A 17,100-nucleotide genomic window follows, 5' to 3' on the forward strand; every position below is an offset into this window, starting at 1 on the left:
ATCCGGATTGCCTTGGGTTCCTCGGCTGCCGGAGGGTTGGCAGGTGCTGCGCAATGGCCGCCTTTTCGGCCATCGCGTCGAAACAGGATTTCCCGACCTACCCATTCTGGAAGTATCGCTTCGCACAGGTGTGCGTGTGCGAGACATGGAAAACCTGAAGCGCAAGCAGGTGATGAGCCAGAAGGAGAAGTACAAACGCGCAGCCAGGGGCGACATTGCCTACAACATGATGCGGATGTGGCAAGGCGCGGTAGGCCCCGCTCCAGTCGATGGGCTGGTAAGCCCGGCCTATGTCGTGGTGAAGCCCTACGCTGAGGCAAACAGCAGCTACTACAGCTATCTCTTCCGCACAGCTGCTTACATGCAGGAGATCAACAAGTACTCGCGCGGGATAGTGGCCGACCGCAACAGGCTGTATTGGGAATCCTTCAAGCAGATGCCCTCCCTCGTACCCCCGCGCACCGAACAAGACCAGATCGTCGCCTACTTACGCGTGCAGGACGCGCACATCGCACGACTGATCAAGGCCAAGCGAGATCTGATCAAGCTGCTCACCGAGCAGAAGTTCTGCATCATTGATGACGCCGTCACACGCGGCATCGATACTTCAGTCGCCCTCAGACCATCGGGTGTCGAACGGATAGGGGACGTACCTGCGCACTGGGAGGTGCTTCAGCTGCGACGAGTATCCCGTTGTCTCGACGGTGCTCGCATTCCGCTAAATGCCACCGAAAGAGGGCTTCGTCAGGGCACGTATCCGTATTGGGGGGCAAACAAGGTAATCGACCATTTAGATGGGTGGTTATTTGATGAGCCCCTTGTCCTTCTCGGGGAGGATGGTGCGCCCTTTTTCGACAAGACCAAGGAAGTGGCTTTCCCTGTCTCCGGCAAAATCTGGGTCAACAACCACGCGCACGTTCTCCGTCCGAGCAGTTGTATTACGCCAAGGTACCTAGCACACACACTTAACTGCGTGGATTACACGGGATTTATCGACGGATCAACGCGCGACAAGCTGACACAGCAGTCAATGAAGAGCATCCGAATTCCACTCCCGCAAGTGAGTGAGCAAATTGAGATTTGCAAGCACATTGAATCTGCTTGTGCGCCACTTAACGTCGCCATTGAAAGGACTGAGCGGGAAATTGTCCTCATCCGCGAATACCGCGACCGCCTGATTGCCGATGTGGTCACCGGCCAAGTGGACGTGCGTAGTTGGCAGCCCGGCCCGGACGACGTGGTGGACGACGAGGTGCTGGCAGCGCTGGGTGATGACCAAGAGGATGTGACCGAAGAGGAGGATGGCGATGGCGAAGACTGACACCAGCGAGCGCTGGTTCGAGGCGCGCGTGGTGCGTGGCCTGACCGGCGTGCCGCAGCCCGAGTACAGCCATGAGTTGGCTCCTACAGACTTCGCCGCCACCCACAACGGCTACGAGCAGGGCAAACCCACCGACTACAACCGTGACGTAGCGCTGGACGTGACGCAGTTGCTCGCCTTCTTGCAAGCCACACAGCCCAAGGCGGTGGAGACGCTGGAACTGGCTGCGGAGGGCATCAAGCGCACCCAGTTCCTACACCGCCTGCAAGGGGAGATCACTAAGCGTGGAGTAGTTGATGTCCTGCGCAAGGGCGTGAGCCACGGGCCGGTACACGTCGATCTCTACAAGCTGCTGCCCACGCCGGGCAATGCCGCCGCAGCGGATGCCTTCGGCAAGAACATCTTCAGCGTCACTCGGCAGGTGCGCTACAGCAACGATTCCGGCAACGAACTGGACTTGGTGATCTTCATCAACGGCCTGCCGGTGCTGACCTTCGAGTTGAAAAACTCGCTGACCAAGCAGACCCTGGCCGACGCCATCATCCAGTACCAAACCACCCGCAGCCCACAGGAGCTGCTGTTTCAGTTGGGGCGTTGCGTGGGGCACATCGCAGTCGATGACGCGGAGGTCGCGTTCTGCACCGAGCTGAAGGGCAAAGCCTCGTGGTTCCTGCCGTTCAACCAGGGCTGGAACAGCGGCGCAGGCAACCCGCCCAACCCGGATGGTATGAAGACCGATTACCTATGGAATCAGGTGCTGACCCGCGAGTCGCTGGCCAACATCATCGAGAGTTACGCGCAGGTGGTGGAGGAGGAAGAAGCAGACGTCAGCGGTAAGAAACGCAAGAAGCGCAAGCAGATCTTCCCGCGCTTCCATCAGTTGCGCACGGTGCGTGCCCTGCTGCGCCGCGCCCATACGGATGGGGTCGGCAAGCGCTATCTGATCCAGCATTCGGCAGGCAGCGGCAAGAGCAACACCATCGCCTGGCTGGCGCACCAGTTGGTGGAGTTGCGCCGCAAAGACGACCCGATGAAGGCGCAGTTTGACTCCATCATCGTTATCACCGACCGGCGCGCGCTGGACACGCAGATCGCCCGCACCATTAAGGGTTACGACCACGTGGCGGCGATCTTCGGCCACTCCGACAACGCACAGGAACTGCGCGAGTACCTGCGCCGGGGCAAGAAGATCATCGTCACCACGGTGCAGAAATTCCCGTTCATCCTCGATGAGCTGGGCGACCTCTCCGGCAAGCGCTTCGCGCTGTTGATCGACGAGGCGCATTCCAGCCAGGGAGGTAAAACCACGGCGCGGATGCACGAAGCCCTTGGCGGCAAGGTCGCCGAGGAGGAGTTCGAGGAGGACAGCACGCAGGATGCGGTCAACTCGGAGATAGAGAAGCGCATCGCATCGCGGAAGTTGCTGGCCAACTCCAGCTACTTCGCGTTCACTGCCACGCCCAAGAACAAGACGCTGGAGTTATTCGGCGAGAAAACTCTCGTTGGTGACAAGGTGGAATTCCGCTCGCCCGAAGAACTGACCTACACAACCAAGCAGGCCATCCAGGAGAAGTTCATCCTGGACGTGGTGGAGAACTACACCAGCTACGATAGCTTCTACCAAGTCGCCAAGACCGTCGAAGGCGATCCCGAATTCGACAAGGCGAAGGCGCTTAAGAAGATTCGTCATTACGTCGAATCGCACGACAAGGCCATCCGCTGCAAGGCCGAGATCATGGTCGATCACTTCATTGATCAGGTAGCGGGCAAGCACAAAATTGGCGGCAAGGCGCGGGCCATGATTGTGTGCAACGGCATCGCACGTGCCATCGACTATTACCGCGAGGTGTCCGACTACCTCACCCAGATCAAGAGCCCCTACAAGGCCATCGTGGCGTACTCAGGTGACTTCGAGATCGGCGGCGAGAAGAAGACCGAGGCTGACCTCAACGGTTTCCCGAGCAAGGACATCCCGGTCAATCTCAAACAAGACCCGTATCGCTTCCTGATTGTCGCAAACAAGTTCGTCACTGGCTTTGATGAGCCCCTACTGCATACGATGTACGTGGACAAGCGATTGGCCGGCGTGCTGGCAGTGCAGACCCTGTCGCGCCTCAACAGAGCCCATCCGCAAAAGCATGACACCTTCGTGCTCGACTTCGCGGACAACGCTGAGGCAGTAAAGGCGGCATTCCAGGATTACTACCGTGCCACGATTCAGACGGGGGAAACCGATGCCAACAAGCTGCACGACCTGAAAGCCGAGCTCGACGGGCAGCAGGTGTATAGCTGGCAACAGGTTGAGGACTTGGTCGCGCTTTACCTTGGCGGCGCAGATCGCGACAAACTCGATCCAATTCTTGACGCTTGCGTGGAGGAGTACCAGGAGAACCTAGACGAAGACGGGCAGGTGAAATTCAAGGGTAAAGCCAAGGCTTTTGTGCGTAGTTACGGCTTCCTTGCCGCAATCCTGAGCTACGGCCATCCGTCGTGGGAGAAGCTGTCGATCTTCCTAAACTTTCTCATTCCGAAGTTGCCCGCCCCCAAGGAGGAGGATCTCTCCAAAGGCGTACTGGAATCGGTCGACATGGACAGCTATCGCGTAGAAGCCCAAGCGGCTCTCAAGATGGCGATGGACGATACCGATGCATCGTTTGATCCTGTTCCACCGAGCGGTGGTGGCGGCAACGGTGAGCCCGAAATCGACAGGCTGTCGAACATCATCAAGACCTTCAACGATTTGTTCGGCAACATCGAGTGGAAGGACGAGGACAAAATCCGCAAGGTCATCGCCGAAGAGATTCCCGCGCGCGTGGCCAAGGACAAGGCCTACAGGAACGCACAGGCGAACTCCGACAAGCAAAACGCCAGGTTGGAACACGATAAAGCGCTCAACCGCGTGGTTCTGGAGCTGCTGTCCGACCACACAGAGCTGTTCAAGCAGTTCAGTGACAATCAAAACTTCAAACGCTGGCTGACTGACATGGTGTTCGATGCTACCTATCAACCCAGAGATGCTGTAGAAGCACGCCGTGGTGGGATGACAAGGGAACGCTCCCGTAAAGTCATACAGGAGAAGTTCGGTTTTGCAGGTATCTGGTCGCGAGGGGTTGACGCTCTTTTTGATCATTTAGAGCGAGGCCGAAACAAATTAGGACTTTCTGATTTGGTTGAAATAGAAGAATTAAGTGGTCTGTCCGTCAGCAACATCTTGTTCCCTATATTGAACGTACTGTCCACTAACGACGTGGGTATTCTGCGTCGCGAGTTCCTTAATGATGCCCGTCTGCCGATGGATTTCGACGCGGTAAGTCATCTTGCTAAAGCCCACCAGGAAGAAAGTGATTGGGCAGAGCGTCTGTCAATCCGATGGACACTCCAGGAGGATTTTAAGGGAAATATGCATGAGTGATACCCTACAAACACTGTTCAGTTGGTTTCCAATTATGCGGATGCTGTTCCAATCTGAATCTGAGCAGGAGTTTGACGATTTTCTGGATCGTCACATTGAGGAGTGCGTACAGCGCATGGAAGCAGAAGCACATCACTTGTCGGAAGACTGTGAAGAGAAATTGTCTGCTTTTTTGGCTGCCGCTTTGAGCATGCCGGGGCTTTCTGTAGAGCGAGAGAGTTATAGCAATGGTCACGTCGACCTGACGATTAGATCAGAGAGTATTAAGCGTCCACAGCGACGCCTGGCTGAAGCAAAGATATATGCAGGGCCCGCATACCATGCACAAGCTATAGAGCAACTGGTTTCCCGCTACTCCACTGGGCGACAAAGCCGTGGGTATGTTCTCGAATACGTCCAGAAGCCAGGTATCTCCGACATCGTTGCTAAACTGCGCGCCAAAGCTAATCTCGACTTTCCCGTGCATCAGCAAGGTGCGACAGGCGATCACCAGATGAAATGGGCCTATATCAGCGACCATCGACATACAAGCCAAGAGCTAATTCGAGTTGTTCACATTAATGTGAATCTTCACCGATGATTTAGAGCCAGGGTGGAAACGAATGTGGCTGGAAGGCCGCTTTTTTCTGGGCCCTGATTGGCCTTCCTAGAGGTGCCAGAAAAGATCACTGCATCGCTGGAGTTTGGGGCGTGGGGCGCTGACTCCGTACTAGCATCCATCGAGGTGAGGCAGGCTATAGGATGAAGATGCCTACTGATTGGAGCGATCCCAAAAGCACTTCGCTTTCTTCATCTCCAAAAGATTCACATAGCTCAACCTATCTAAAGAAAACCCCAGAAGGCATGGCCTTCTGGGGTTTTCTTTTTCTTCTAGCCACTAACTTTGGCCGATACGCTTAACTCTGGCCGAAAAGACAAATAACTTTGCCCACCTACAGCAGGGTGGCAGCATGCGGTTCGTTTTAAAGAACCCGCAAGCGTGTCGCATCGCACTGCCCATCAGTAATGAATGCTGATGGGCGATGCCCTTTTGATTGACATAATTGCAGAGCCCCAGCCGTCCCGTCGAATCTCCCAGAATTCGTCCACGCCAAAACGAGATTTTCCGCCTCTTCCTTGTAGCTTCAGTACACAGCACACTATGCGGGGCTGTGTGGCTATGCCTAAAAGCCTGATCTAAAAAGAAAAACCCCGGCGCTAGGCCGGGGTAGTGACAGAAAGTGTCATGACAATAACTTGCACAAACATGACAATTTATCTGCCCGTCGACAAGCGGATCAAAAATCCAAGTTGGAAACCGCCAACGCATTCGATTCGATGAAGTCTCGACGCGGCTCCACTGCATCCCCCATCAAGGTATTGAAGATCTGATCAGCCGCTATGGCATCTTCGATCGTGACCTTGAGCATCCGCCGAACCGCTGGATCCATGGTGGTCTCCCACAGCTGATCCGGATTCATCTCTCCCAGCCCCTTGTATCGCTGGACGCTGTGCCGACGTGTGCCTTCGGTCATCAGCCATCCCAGCGCTTCCTTGAAGGTGCTGACCTGCTTTCTACGTTCACCGCGCTTAACGTAGGCACCCTCTTCTAGGAGGCTGTTGAGCTTGTCGCCCAGTGCAGTGACCGTCTTGTAATCGTTACTACCGAAGAAGTCCCGGTTGAACGTGATATAACTGGCCAGCCCATGGGAAACGATCTCCACTTCCGGCAGCCACAGGTTGCGCTCTTTATCTTCTCGCAGGCTCGCCTTGTAGGTCAGTCCAGACTGCTCGACGCCTTTCAATAACGAGGCATACGATTCCATCCAGGCTTGCATCGCAGCCTGGTCGCCCAGTTGTTCGATCGATACGCGGGGCAAATAAATGAAGTGCTCAGTCAATTCCTGAGGATAGAGTCGGGACAACCGTTGCAACGTCTTCATCACAGTGCGGTAGTCGTTCACTAGGCGTTCAAGCGCCTCACCCGAAAGGCCGGGTGCATCTTCATTGACGTGCAGGCTTGCATCTTCGAGCGCCGATTGGGTGAGGTACTCATCCATCGCCTCGTCGTCTTTGATGTACTGCTCCTGCTTGCCGCGTTTGACTTTGTAAAGCGGCGGTTGAGCGATGTACACATAGCCACGCTCGATCAGCTCGGGCAGCTGACGGAAGAAGAAGGTGAGCAGCAGCGTACGAATGTGCGAACCGTCAACGTCGGCATCGGTCATGATGATGATGTTGTGATAGCGCAGCTTGTCGATGTTGTACTCTTCGCGACCGATACCGCACCCAAGGGCAGTGATCAGCGTGCCGACTTCCTGCGATGAAATCATCTTGTCGAATCGGGCTTTCTCAACGTTCAGGATCTTGCCTTTGAGTGGCAGAATGGCCTGGGTCCGGCGGTTGCGTCCTTGCTTGGCTGAACCGCCTGCGGAGTCACCTTCCACTATGTATAGTTCGGAAAGGGCAGGGTCCTTTTCCTGGCAGTCGGCGAGTTTGCCGGGTAGGCCGGCAATATCGAGAGCTCCCTTGCGCCGGGTCATTTCGCGGGCTTTTCGCGCCGCCTCACGAGCTCGTGCAGCATCGATCATCTTGCCAACGACCGCTTTCGCTTCATTGGGGTGCTCAAGCAGGAAATCCGCAAAATGCTTGCCCATCTCCTGCTCTACGGCTGTTTTGACTTCGGACGAGACAAGCTTGTCCTTAGTCTGCGAGCTGAACTTTGGATCCGGAACCTTCACCGAAATGATTGCAGTCAAACCTTCACGGGCGTCGTCACCGGTGGTCGCCACCTTGTGCTTTTTCGCCAGACCTTCCTGCTCGATGTAATTGTTAAGGTTGCGCGTCAATGCCGATCTGAAACCGGCCAGATGCGTACCGCCATCGCGCTGAGGAATGTTGTTAGTGAAGCAGAGCAGATTCTCGTTGAAGCTGTCGTTCCACTGCAGCGCTACCTCGACACCAACCCCATCGTCACGCTGGACGTTGAAGTGAAACACCTCGTTGACCGGCGTCTTGTTGGTGTTGAGGTAGGCGACGAATGCACTCAAACCGCCCTCGTACTTGAACAGCTCTTCCTTGGCGTTGCGCTCGTCGCGCAGCACGATACCCACACCGGAGTTGAGGAACGAGAGCTCGCGTAACCGCTTTGCCAGGATATCCCAGCTGAAGTGGATGTTCTGAAAGGTTTCCGATGATGGTTTGAAATGGATCTGGGTGCCTGAATCCTCGGTTTCACCAACGGCTGCCAGCGGTGCCTGTGGCACACCATGGCAGTAAATCTGTTCCCAGACTTTGCCTTCCCGACGGATTGTCAGCACAAGCTCTTCGGACAGGGCGTTCACCACCGACACACCGACACCGTGGAGGCCACCGGAAACCTTGTAAGAGTTGTCATCGAACTTACCGCCGGCGTGGAGCACGGTCATGATGACTTCGGCTGCCGACACGCCTTCTTCGTGAATATCCACCGGAATACCACGGCCGTTGTCGCGAACGGTAATGGACTCGTCGACATGGATGGTGATCGATATGTCGCTGCAGTGTCCGGCTAGCGCCTCGTCGATCGAGTTATCGACTACTTCGAAGACCATATGATGCAGGCCGGTGCCATCGTCCGTGTCGCCAATGTACATGCCGGGACGTTTGCGTACGGCATCGAGGCCCTTGAGAACCTTGATGCTGGACGAATCGTACGTGTGATTTTCGCTCATGCCTTCACTCCCGAGGGGCCGTAGACTGGGTTATCGCACCATGTTCCACGTGAAACAATGAGACTGGGGTATCGTCACGCCAGCCTTCTCGCAATACATTCGAATCGACGCAGGTGATGAATACCTGGCAATTCAGTTGTTCAAGCAGCCGGCATAGTGCCAGCCGATGTTGGCCATCCAGCTCGGACGGCAGGTCATCAACCAGATAAATACACTGGCCTCGCTTGGCCTCGCTCACCAAGTGCCCCTGGGCAATCCGTAGGGCACAAACAACCAGCTTCTGCTGGCCTCGCGAGAGAATCTCCGCCGCGTTGTGACCTGCTATCCGCAAGCGGAGATCGGCTCGCTGCGGCCCCGCTTGGGTGTGCCCCATCATCCGGTCGCGATCGATCGACGCCGCTAGCACCTCGGCCAAAGAACGTTCTTTGTCCCAACCGCGGTAATAACTCAATTGAAAGCCTTCGAGCTCAAGAAGAGACACCAGCGTTTGCTCGAATACTGGCTTCAACGCCTGGATATAAGCTCGCCTGTACGCGTCTAATTCGTCGCTCGCCACGCTCAGTTCTTGGCTCCAGGCGGCCTGCGAAGCGGCGTCCAGTGTACCATGCCGCAGCCAGGAGTTTCGTTGCCGCAGCGCCTGCTGGAGACGCTGCCAGGCCCTGAGAAAACGTGGTTCCACGTGGAACACGCCCCAATCAAGAAACTGTCGGCGGAGCTTGGGGGCGCCTTCCAGAAGCCGGAAACTGTCTGGATTGATCAGCTGCAGCGGCAGGGTTTCGGCAAGCTCAGCCGCACTACGCGCGCTCTGGCCGTTGATGCGAATTCGAAATTCACCAGAGCGTTCTCTGGCGATACCCAGCGCATTGGACTGGCCCTCACCCAGCTCAACCTGGCCAAACACCGTACAACTGACGTGCTCGTGGCTAATCACCGGGTTCAGCCGCGTGCTGCGAAACGAACGGGCCATTCCAAGCAAATGAATGGCCTCAAGAAAGCTGGTCTTCCCGCTGCCGTTGTCGCCGTGAAGGATGTTGATCCGAGGGGAGGGGATGAGCGTCACCGGCTGCAGGTTGCGAACGCCGGTGACAGATATACGGCTGAGGGACATTCAGAATCGAGCGTTACAGACGCATTGGCATTACGACATAGGCTGAATCGTCGTTGTCGTATTCCTGAACCAGCGCACTGCTGTTGGCATCAGAAAGAATCAGACGAACCTGATCAGTGGTCATGACGCCCAGCACGTCGAGCAGATAGCTGACGTTGAAACCGATCTCCAACGATCCGCCGGTGTAGTCGACCGCAACTTCTTCTTCCGCCTCTTCCTGTTCCGGGTTGTTAGCCTGGATCTTCAACAGCCCACTTTCGAGCTGCAGGCGGATACCTCGATATTTCTCGTTGGAGAGAATGGCCGTGCGGCTGAATGCCTCGCGCAACGTCTGGCGCTCGCCGACGACCAGCTTGTCACCGCCACGGGGCAGCACGCGCTCATAGTCGGGAAACTTCCCATCCACCAATTTGGAAGTGAAGGTGAACTCATTGGTCGTTGCACGGATGTGGTGCTGACCAAGCACGATGCTGACGTCGCCGTCCTGATCGGACAGCAAACGCGCTAGTTCGAGAATCCCTTTGCGCGGCACGATGACTTGGTGACGATCCGGTTGCTCAATACCGGCCTGCATGGAACACATCGCTAACCGATGCCCATCGGTCGCGACCGCACGCAGCATTCCGCTGGAAACCTCGATCAGCATACCGTTCAGGTAGTAGCGCACGTCCTGCTGTGCCATGGCAAAGCTGCTGCGCTCGATCAGGCGACGCATCTTGCCCTGGTTAACGCTGAAACTAAGCGAGCCTGGCCCTTCCTCTACGGTAGGGAAATCGTTGGCCGGCAGGGTCGACAGGGAAAAACGGCTACGCCCCGACTTGATCACGACTTTCTGATCATCCAGACGTATATCGATCAGCGCATCGGGCTGCAGGCTCTTGCAGATATCCATCAGCTTGCGCGCCGGTACCGTTATCTCACCGGGCTCTGCAGCATCCTCTAACACCACGCGGCCGACCAGTTCGACTTCGAGATCGGTACCGGTCAGGGATAACTGATGATCCTGAACCACCAGCAACACGTTGGACAAAACGGGCAAGGTCTGGCGTCGCTCGACGACGCCGGCCACCAACTGCAGAGGTTTCAACAGGGCTTCGCGCTGAATAGTGAAATGCATGGTCTGGTCCCTTGCCTATTAATTGGCCGCAGTTCAGGTTGTCAAAGTACGCAGCAGATTTTTGTAATCTTCGCGAATATCAGCATCCAATTCACGAAGTTCAGCAATTTTACGACAGGCATGAAGCACGGTCGTGTGATCGCGCCCACCAAACGCATCGCCGATTTCCGGCAGGCTGTGGTTGGTGAGCTCTTTGGACAAAGCCATCGCGACCTGACGCGGTCTCGCCACTGAGCGAGAACGTCGCTTCGACAGCAGATCGGAGATTTTTATCTTGTAGTACTCAGCGACAGTGCGCTGAATATTATCCACACTGACCAGCTTGTCCTGTAGAGCAAGCAAGTCCTTCAAGGACTCTCGAATGAGCTCGATGGTGATATCGCGGCCCATGAAATGAGCGTGAGCGATGACGCGCTTCAGTGCGCCTTCCAGCTCACGCACATTCGAGCGGATCCGCTGCGCAATGAAGAACGCAGCATCATGTGGCAGATCCACATTGGCCTGGTCAGCCTTCTTCATCAGGATCGCCACCCGCGTCTCGAGCTCCGGCGGCTCGACAGCAACCGTCAGGCCCCAGCCGAAACGGGACTTGAGTCTTTCTTCAAGTCCGTCGATTTCCTTCGGATAGCGGTCACTGGTGAGAATCACCTGTTGCCCACCCTCCAGTAACGCATTGAAGGTATGAAAGAACTCTTCCTGGGAGCGCTCTTTCTTGGCGAAGAACTGAATGTCGTCGATCAGCAGCGCGTCCACCGAGCGATAGAAGCGTTTGAATTCATTGATGGCATTGAGCTGCAGCGCCTTGACCATGTCGGCGACGAAACGCTCCGAATGAAGATAGACAACCTTGGCGTTGGGATTTTTCTTCAACAGGTGGTTGCCCACCGCATGCATCAAGTGAGTTTTACCGAGGCCCACCCCACCATAGAGAAACAGCGGGTTGTAGCCATGCTTGGGATTGTCGGCAACTTGCCATGCAGCAGCGCGGGCCAGCTGGTTGGACTTACCCTCGACGAAATTTTCGAAGGTAAAGGTCCGGTTGAGATAACTGGTGTGCTTGAGTCCACCTTCGACCTGGACGTTACGCTCCGCACGCGCAGGTGCAGCTACTGGTGGCGGAGCAGATAGAGGTGCAACAGTAGCGGGTTCCGAAGGTGCCGCTTGCGAGGGAACGGCAGAAACGGTGGCCTGCAGCTGAGCGCGGGCCATCGATGCAGAAGGGAGCGCGGCGGCAGCTGTACGTTTGCTCCCTATCAATAGAGACAACGAAGGTGCCGGACCGGTAGCGCGTTCCGATAGCAACTCAAGCAAACGGGAAAGATACTTTTCGTTGACCCAATCAAGAACGAATCGATTAGGTGCGTATACGCGCAGTTCGTCCCCCTCGGCCTCGACTTGAAGCGGACGGATCCACGTGTTGAATTGCTGGGCCGGCAGCTCATCTCTCAAGAGGTCAACGCACTGCTGCCAAAGTTCCACCGACACGGAATCTCCTAGACGCTGTCGAGCTTCAAACGGCAACCATTGTAGCCATGGCCAGCCCTGTTATCCACAGTCAGCATCTCTATTGAGGCGAAGTCAGGCATAAAAATAGCCGGTAACATTCTCAGTACAGGGCCTAAGAGCTGTTGATAACCCTCCGTTAGGGTTCCGGATAAGCCTGTGCAAAGCTCGGTGAAGAAATGGACTGTTGATAACATGCAAAAATATCCACAGGAAATTAAATACGTTCCCACCGGGAACGCACCGTTTACGAAGAGAGTTTAGGAACGCCTGATACGGCGGCTGTGCTGGGCTGTAGAGGGTTATCCACAGAAACCGTATGCACCATTTATAGGCTCTGTAGTAAAAAAAGCTTTAATTTCTTTTTATCTATATTTATTTGTCTTCGACGGCGCTGGTTGGAAATTGACCTCGCAGCGCGGCTTCTCTACAATCGCCGGTCTCTTAAAAGGGGGCCATTCCGGCCCGCAACGGATCACCAGGTAAACGCATCATGAAACGCACTTTCCAACCCAGCACCCTCAAGCGCGCTCGCACACACGGTTTCCGTGCTCGTATGGCCACCAAGAACGGCCGTGCCGTCCTGTCGCGCCGTCGCGCCAAAGGTCGTAAGCGCCTGGCAGTCTGAACACGTCGGAACAGGTAGTGAGTCGAGACTTCGCTCGGGAAAAGCGATTGCTGACCCCGCGTCAGTTCAAAACAGTCTTCGACTCCCCTTCCGGCAAGTTACCGGGCAGGAACGTCCTGCTCCTGGTGCGCGAAAACGAACTGCCACACCCCCGAATCGGGCTGGTGATCGGCAAGAAGAGCGTCAAGCTCGCGGTTGAACGCAATCGCATCAAGCGGCAACTGCGTGAGACCTTTCGTCTCCACCAGATGGAACTGACGGGGTGGGACATCGTGGTTATCGCTCGCAAGGGATTGGCTGATCTGGATAATCCCGAACTGGCACGGCAATTCGCCAAACTCTGGAGGCGGTTGTCCCGCACACCCTCCCAGACCGCCGGCAGTCCGGAACAGAGCAAGTCCGCTCATGCGTAAACTGGCCTTGATTCCGATTCGGATCTACCGGTACGCCATCAGCCCCATGATGGCGAGCCATTGTCGTTTCTACCCAAGTTGCTCCTGCTACGCACAAGAGGCCATCGAGAATCATGGCCTGCTGCGCGGTGGCTGGCTGAGCCTGTGCAGGCTTGGCCGTTGCCATCCATGGAATCCGGGCGGCTATGATCCCGTGCCTTCCAACAACACCTCCAATTCATCTTCGATGACCGAGTAACCATGGATATCAAACGCTCGATCCTGCTTGTCGCATTGGCAGTCGTTGCCTACCTGATGGTTCTTCAGTGGAATCAGGACTATGGTCAGGCTGCTCTGCCTGCTGAGACAAATCAGGAACAATCTTCGGCCACTCAGCTACCCGAGACGCCAACCACCGTTACTGCTGAAGGTTCGCAGGGTGACATTCCTGCTGTGGCTGGCGAGCAGTCGGCCAGCGCGCTTCCTGAGACTCAGGCCAGTTCTCAGCTCATCCGTGTGCGTACCGATGTCCTCGATGTCGCGATCGATCCACGTGGCGGTGACATCGTCGACCTGCGCTTGCCAGAGTTTCCTCGCCGCCAGGATCGACCGGACGTTCCTTTCCAGCTTTTCGAGCGTAGCGCCGAGCGGACGTACGAAGCTCAGAGCGGGCTGATTGGCGATGGTCCAGACAAAGCCAGCGGCCGCCCGCTGTATAGCAGCGAGCAACAGAACTATCAGCTCGCCGAAGGGCAGGATCAGCTCGTCGTCGACCTGAAGTACAGCGAAGATGGCGTCAACTACACCAAGCGTTTCACCTTCGATCGTGGCGATTACGATCTGGGCGTGCGTTACCTGATCGACAACCAGAGCCAGAAGGCCTGGACTGGTTACATGTTTGGTCAGCTCAAGCGCGACGACAGTGGCGATCCCTCTTCGAGCACGGCAACCGGCACGGCAACCTATCTAGGCGCGGCACTGTGGACCAAGGACGAGCCCTATACCAAAGTGTCTATGGGCGACATGGACGACCAGAACCTGAAGAGAACCGTCGACGGCGGCTGGATCGCCTGGTTGCAGCACTATTTCGTGACCGCCTGGATTCCTGCGCCCGATCAGACCAACCAGGTACAGACGCGCAAGGATAGCCAAGGCAACTACATCATCGGTTTCACCGGTCCCGCAATTGCGGTGGCTCCCGGTAGCCAGGGTGAAGCAGCCGCGACTCTCTATGCCGGTCCCAAGAGTCAGGACAAGCTCGAGGAACTTTCCCCCGGCCTGCGTTTGACCGTCGACTACGGCATCCTCTGGTTCATCGCCCAACCGATCTTCTGGCTGCTGGAAAACATTCACGCGCTGCTGGGTAACTGGGGCTGGTCGATTATCGTACTGACCATCGTCATCAAGCTCGCGTTCTTCCCGCTGTCGGCCGCCAGCTATAGGTCGATGGCGCGCATGCGTGCGGTGTCGCCGAAGATGCAGGCACTCAAGGAACAGTTCGGCGATGACCGCCAGAAGATGTCCCAGGCGATGATGGAGCTGTACAAAAAAGAGAAGATCAATCCGCTGGGCGGCTGTCTGCCGATCCTGGTGCAGATGCCGGTTTTCCTTGCGCTCTATTGGGTTCTGCTGGAAAGCGTCGAGATGCGCCAGGCGCCCTGGATGTTCTGGATCACCGACCTGTCGATCAAGGATCCTTTCTTCATCCTGCCGATCATCATGGGCGTGACCATGTTCATCCAGCAGCAGCTGAACCCCACACCGCCGGATCCGATGCAAGCCAAGGTGATGAAACTGTTGCCTGTCATCTTCACCTTCTTCTTCCTGTGGTTCCCGGCAGGTCTGGTGCTGTACTGGGTCGTCAACAACGTCTTGTCGATCGCGCAGCAGTGGTACATTACCCGCAAGATAGAGAGACAGGCCGCAGCCTGATCTACTGAACCAACAGAACGCCCCTTGATTGGGGCGTTTTGCTTTGGATCCGCTGGAGAGACGCATGAATCACGAACGTGAAACCATTGCCGCAGTCGCCACCGCACCGGGAAGAGGGGGAATCGGAGTCGTGCGTGTTTCCGGGCCACGGGCGAAAGCGGTGGCCATCACCCTCAGTGGCCGGGAACCGACTGCCCGCCATGCGCATTACGGTCCGTTCCATGCCGACGACGGGGAGGTCATCGATGAAGGTCTGATGCTGTTTTTTCCAGGTCCTAATTCCTTTACCGGCGAAGACGTACTGGAGCTGCAGGGGCACGGTGGCCCGGTGGTGATGGACATGCTATTGCGCCGCTGCGTGGAGTTGGGCGCGCGTCTGGCTCGCCCCGGCGAGTTCAGCGAGCGGGCTTTCCTCAACGACAAGCTGGACCTGGCGCAAGCCGAGGCGATCGCCGATCTGATCGAAGCAAGCTCCGCCCAGGCCGCCCGCAACGCTGTGCGCTCGTTGCAGGGCGAGTTTTCCCGGCGGGTGCATCAACTGACGGAAAAACTCATCCAGCTGCGGATATACGTGGAGGCGGCGATCGATTTCCCGGAAGAGGAAATCGATTTCCTGGCCGACGGCCGGGTGCTGGCCTTGCTACAAGGTGTCAGAGAGGAGCTGAGCAAGGTCATCCGTGAAGCCGGTCAGGGCGCGCTGCTGCGTGAGGGTATGAACGTCGTGATCGCCGGTCGTCCCAATGCTGGAAAGTCCAGCCTGCTCAATGCACTGGCCGGTCGGGAAGCGGCGATCGTCACCGATATCGCAGGCACCACGCGCGACGTGCTTCGCGAGCACATTCATATCGACGGTATGCCGTTGCACATCATCGATACCGCCGGCTTGCGAGATACCGATGATCAAGTGGAGCGCATCGGAGTGGAACGCGCCATCAAGGCCATCGAAGACGCCGACCGGATACTCCTGGTGATGGATGCCAGCGCAGCATCCGGCGACGCTGGCGAGTCAGGTTGGCCTGAGGTTCTCACCATCAGGCCGGACCGCACCAAAACCACCCTCATCCGCAACAAGGCTGACCTGACCGGCGAAGGCGCCACGCTTGCGATCGATCCTGACGGCTACACCACCCTGAGCCTCTCGGCGAGATCAGGTGACGGCCTTGAAATGCTGCGTGATCATCTAAAGGACTGCATGGGCTATGACCAGACCGCCGAGAGTGGTTTCAGTGCCCGTCGCAGACACCTGGATTCGCTGCGACAGGCTGCGGAGCATCTGAAGCATGGCCATGCCCAGCTCACGCTCGCTGGAGCGGGGGAGCTGCTGGCCGAAGACCTGCGGCAAGCCCAGCAGGCGCTTGGCGAGATCACTGGAGCCTTCAGCTCGGACGATCTGCTGGGCCGCATATTTTCTAGCTTCTGTATTGGTAAGTAGCCCTAAGCCTCGCTCGACGGGTCTTAGGCTTCGCCAACTCTCGTGCGCTTGAACGCCGCCGTCCTTGGCTCTGGCTGCCTGCGGGAACCCCATCATTAATAATCGCCAATGCTCTTCAACCCTACCCACCGATTCCATTGGCTCCCCAAAGCCGCGCCAAGCTCGCCAAAACCCTATGGCTAAGCTCTGTGGAAAAGTATGCCTAAGATCGGTCCATAACCAGTTGAAGAACAAGCATTCAGATAGCCCTGTGCATAACTTGTCCTTTCATACACAGCCTATGAACTGTTAGCGCACGGGTAGAGCCCAGCATCAACACAACCTTTTAAAGCGCTAGAATCCTTTAATCACGGGGCTTCGGTTAATCTATCCACAGAAATTTCGTTCTTATTTATAAACATAAAAATAAGCTTTAAATACTTTTCTCTATTTTTCTATGATGCGTCTGTTTGACATTGTCATGCCTGGAGCTGCAGCTGGTCATTTTTTGTTCAAAGGACTTCTTTCGAACCCCCCCAGCCCCTATACTTGCGCGTTTCCCAGAACTCATCTGAACAGGCACG

12 protein-coding genes are annotated in these 17,100 nt (G+C 56.4%); 8 read left to right on the forward strand and 4 right to left on the reverse strand.

Going from position 1 to position 17,100, the window contains the following annotated elements; genetic code table 11:
- The first annotated feature begins 43 nt into the window (after positions 1 to 43).
- From V6943_RS04450 to V6943_RS04460, 3 genes are read left to right on the forward strand one after another with little or no spacing between them, the layout of a single operon-like run.
- Positions 44 to 1,321, forward strand: coding sequence for a restriction endonuclease subunit S (locus tag V6943_RS04450; RefSeq protein ID WP_445324123.1), 1,278 nt, complete (start codon positions 44 to 46; stop codon positions 1,319 to 1,321).
- Positions 1,308 to 4,733 carry a type I restriction endonuclease subunit R gene (locus V6943_RS04455; RefSeq protein WP_340552730.1) on the forward strand — a complete coding sequence of 1,142 codons (3,426 nt, stop codon included), beginning with the start codon at positions 1,308 to 1,310 and terminating at the stop codon, positions 4,731 to 4,733. The genes V6943_RS04450 and V6943_RS04455 overlap by 14 nt, the downstream gene beginning before the upstream one ends.
- On the forward strand, positions 4,726 to 5,313 hold the full coding sequence (locus V6943_RS04460; protein WP_340552731.1) for a hypothetical protein: 588 nt from the start codon (positions 4,726 to 4,728) through the stop codon (positions 5,311 to 5,313). Before V6943_RS04455 ends, V6943_RS04460 begins: the two co-directional genes overlap by 8 nt.
- Before the next feature lie 697 nt (positions 5,314 to 6,010).
- Here V6943_RS04460 and gyrB read toward each other — a convergent pair.
- Genes gyrB through dnaA form a run of 4 tightly spaced genes read right to left on the reverse strand, consistent with a single transcriptional unit; the run spans position 6,011 to position 12,135 of the window.
- Positions 6,011 to 8,425 (reverse strand): DNA topoisomerase (ATP-hydrolyzing) subunit B, encoded by a 2,415-nt coding sequence (gyrB, locus tag V6943_RS04465; protein ID WP_131649152.1) that lies wholly within the window; start codon positions 8,423 to 8,425, stop codon positions 6,011 to 6,013.
- Positions 8,426 to 8,429: 4 nt separating this feature from the next.
- Positions 8,430 to 9,533: a DNA replication/repair protein RecF gene (gene recF / locus V6943_RS04470; RefSeq protein ID WP_340552732.1), complete on the reverse strand. Its 1,104-nt coding sequence runs from the start codon at positions 9,531 to 9,533 to the stop codon at positions 8,430 to 8,432.
- A gap of 13 nt (positions 9,534 to 9,546) precedes the next feature.
- Positions 9,547 to 10,650: a DNA polymerase III subunit beta gene (dnaN, locus tag V6943_RS04475; protein ID WP_131649150.1), complete on the reverse strand. Its 1,104-nt coding sequence runs from the start codon at positions 10,648 to 10,650 to the stop codon at positions 9,547 to 9,549.
- 33 nt (positions 10,651 to 10,683) lie between these two features.
- Positions 10,684 to 12,135, reverse strand: coding sequence for a chromosomal replication initiator protein DnaA (dnaA, locus tag V6943_RS04480; RefSeq protein ID WP_340552733.1), 1,452 nt, complete (start codon positions 12,133 to 12,135; stop codon positions 10,684 to 10,686).
- 511 nt (positions 12,136 to 12,646) lie between these two features.
- Between dnaA and rpmH the strand changes: the two genes are divergently transcribed.
- From rpmH to mnmE, 5 genes are all read left to right on the forward strand, one after another.
- Positions 12,647 to 12,781 (forward strand): 50S ribosomal protein L34, encoded by a 135-nt coding sequence (gene rpmH, locus V6943_RS04485; protein ID WP_019340723.1) that lies wholly within the window; start codon positions 12,647 to 12,649, stop codon positions 12,779 to 12,781.
- Between the two features lie 17 nt (positions 12,782 to 12,798).
- On the forward strand, positions 12,799 to 13,194 hold the full coding sequence (gene rnpA, locus V6943_RS04490; protein ID WP_131649148.1) for a ribonuclease P protein component: 396 nt from the start codon (positions 12,799 to 12,801) through the stop codon (positions 13,192 to 13,194).
- Complete coding sequence (gene yidD, locus V6943_RS04495) at positions 13,187 to 13,432, forward strand: membrane protein insertion efficiency factor YidD (RefSeq protein ID WP_131649147.1); 246 nt, start codon at positions 13,187 to 13,189, stop codon at positions 13,430 to 13,432. The genes rnpA and yidD overlap by 8 nt, the downstream gene beginning before the upstream one ends.
- Positions 13,433 to 13,434: 2 nt before the next feature.
- Positions 13,435 to 15,105, forward strand: coding sequence for a membrane protein insertase YidC (gene yidC, locus V6943_RS04500; RefSeq protein ID WP_131649146.1), 1,671 nt, complete (start codon positions 13,435 to 13,437; stop codon positions 15,103 to 15,105).
- Positions 15,106 to 15,169: 64 nt separating this feature from the next.
- Complete coding sequence (gene mnmE, locus V6943_RS04505; protein ID WP_340552734.1) at positions 15,170 to 16,537, forward strand: tRNA uridine-5-carboxymethylaminomethyl(34) synthesis GTPase MnmE; 1,368 nt, start codon at positions 15,170 to 15,172, stop codon at positions 16,535 to 16,537.
- The last annotated feature ends 563 nt before the right edge of the window (positions 16,538 to 17,100 follow it).

The sequence above is a fragment of the Pseudomonas sp. CBC3 genome (genome assembly GCF_037967085.1).
In the GTDB taxonomy this organism is placed as follows: Bacteria; Pseudomonadota; Gammaproteobacteria; order Pseudomonadales; family Pseudomonadaceae; genus Stutzerimonas.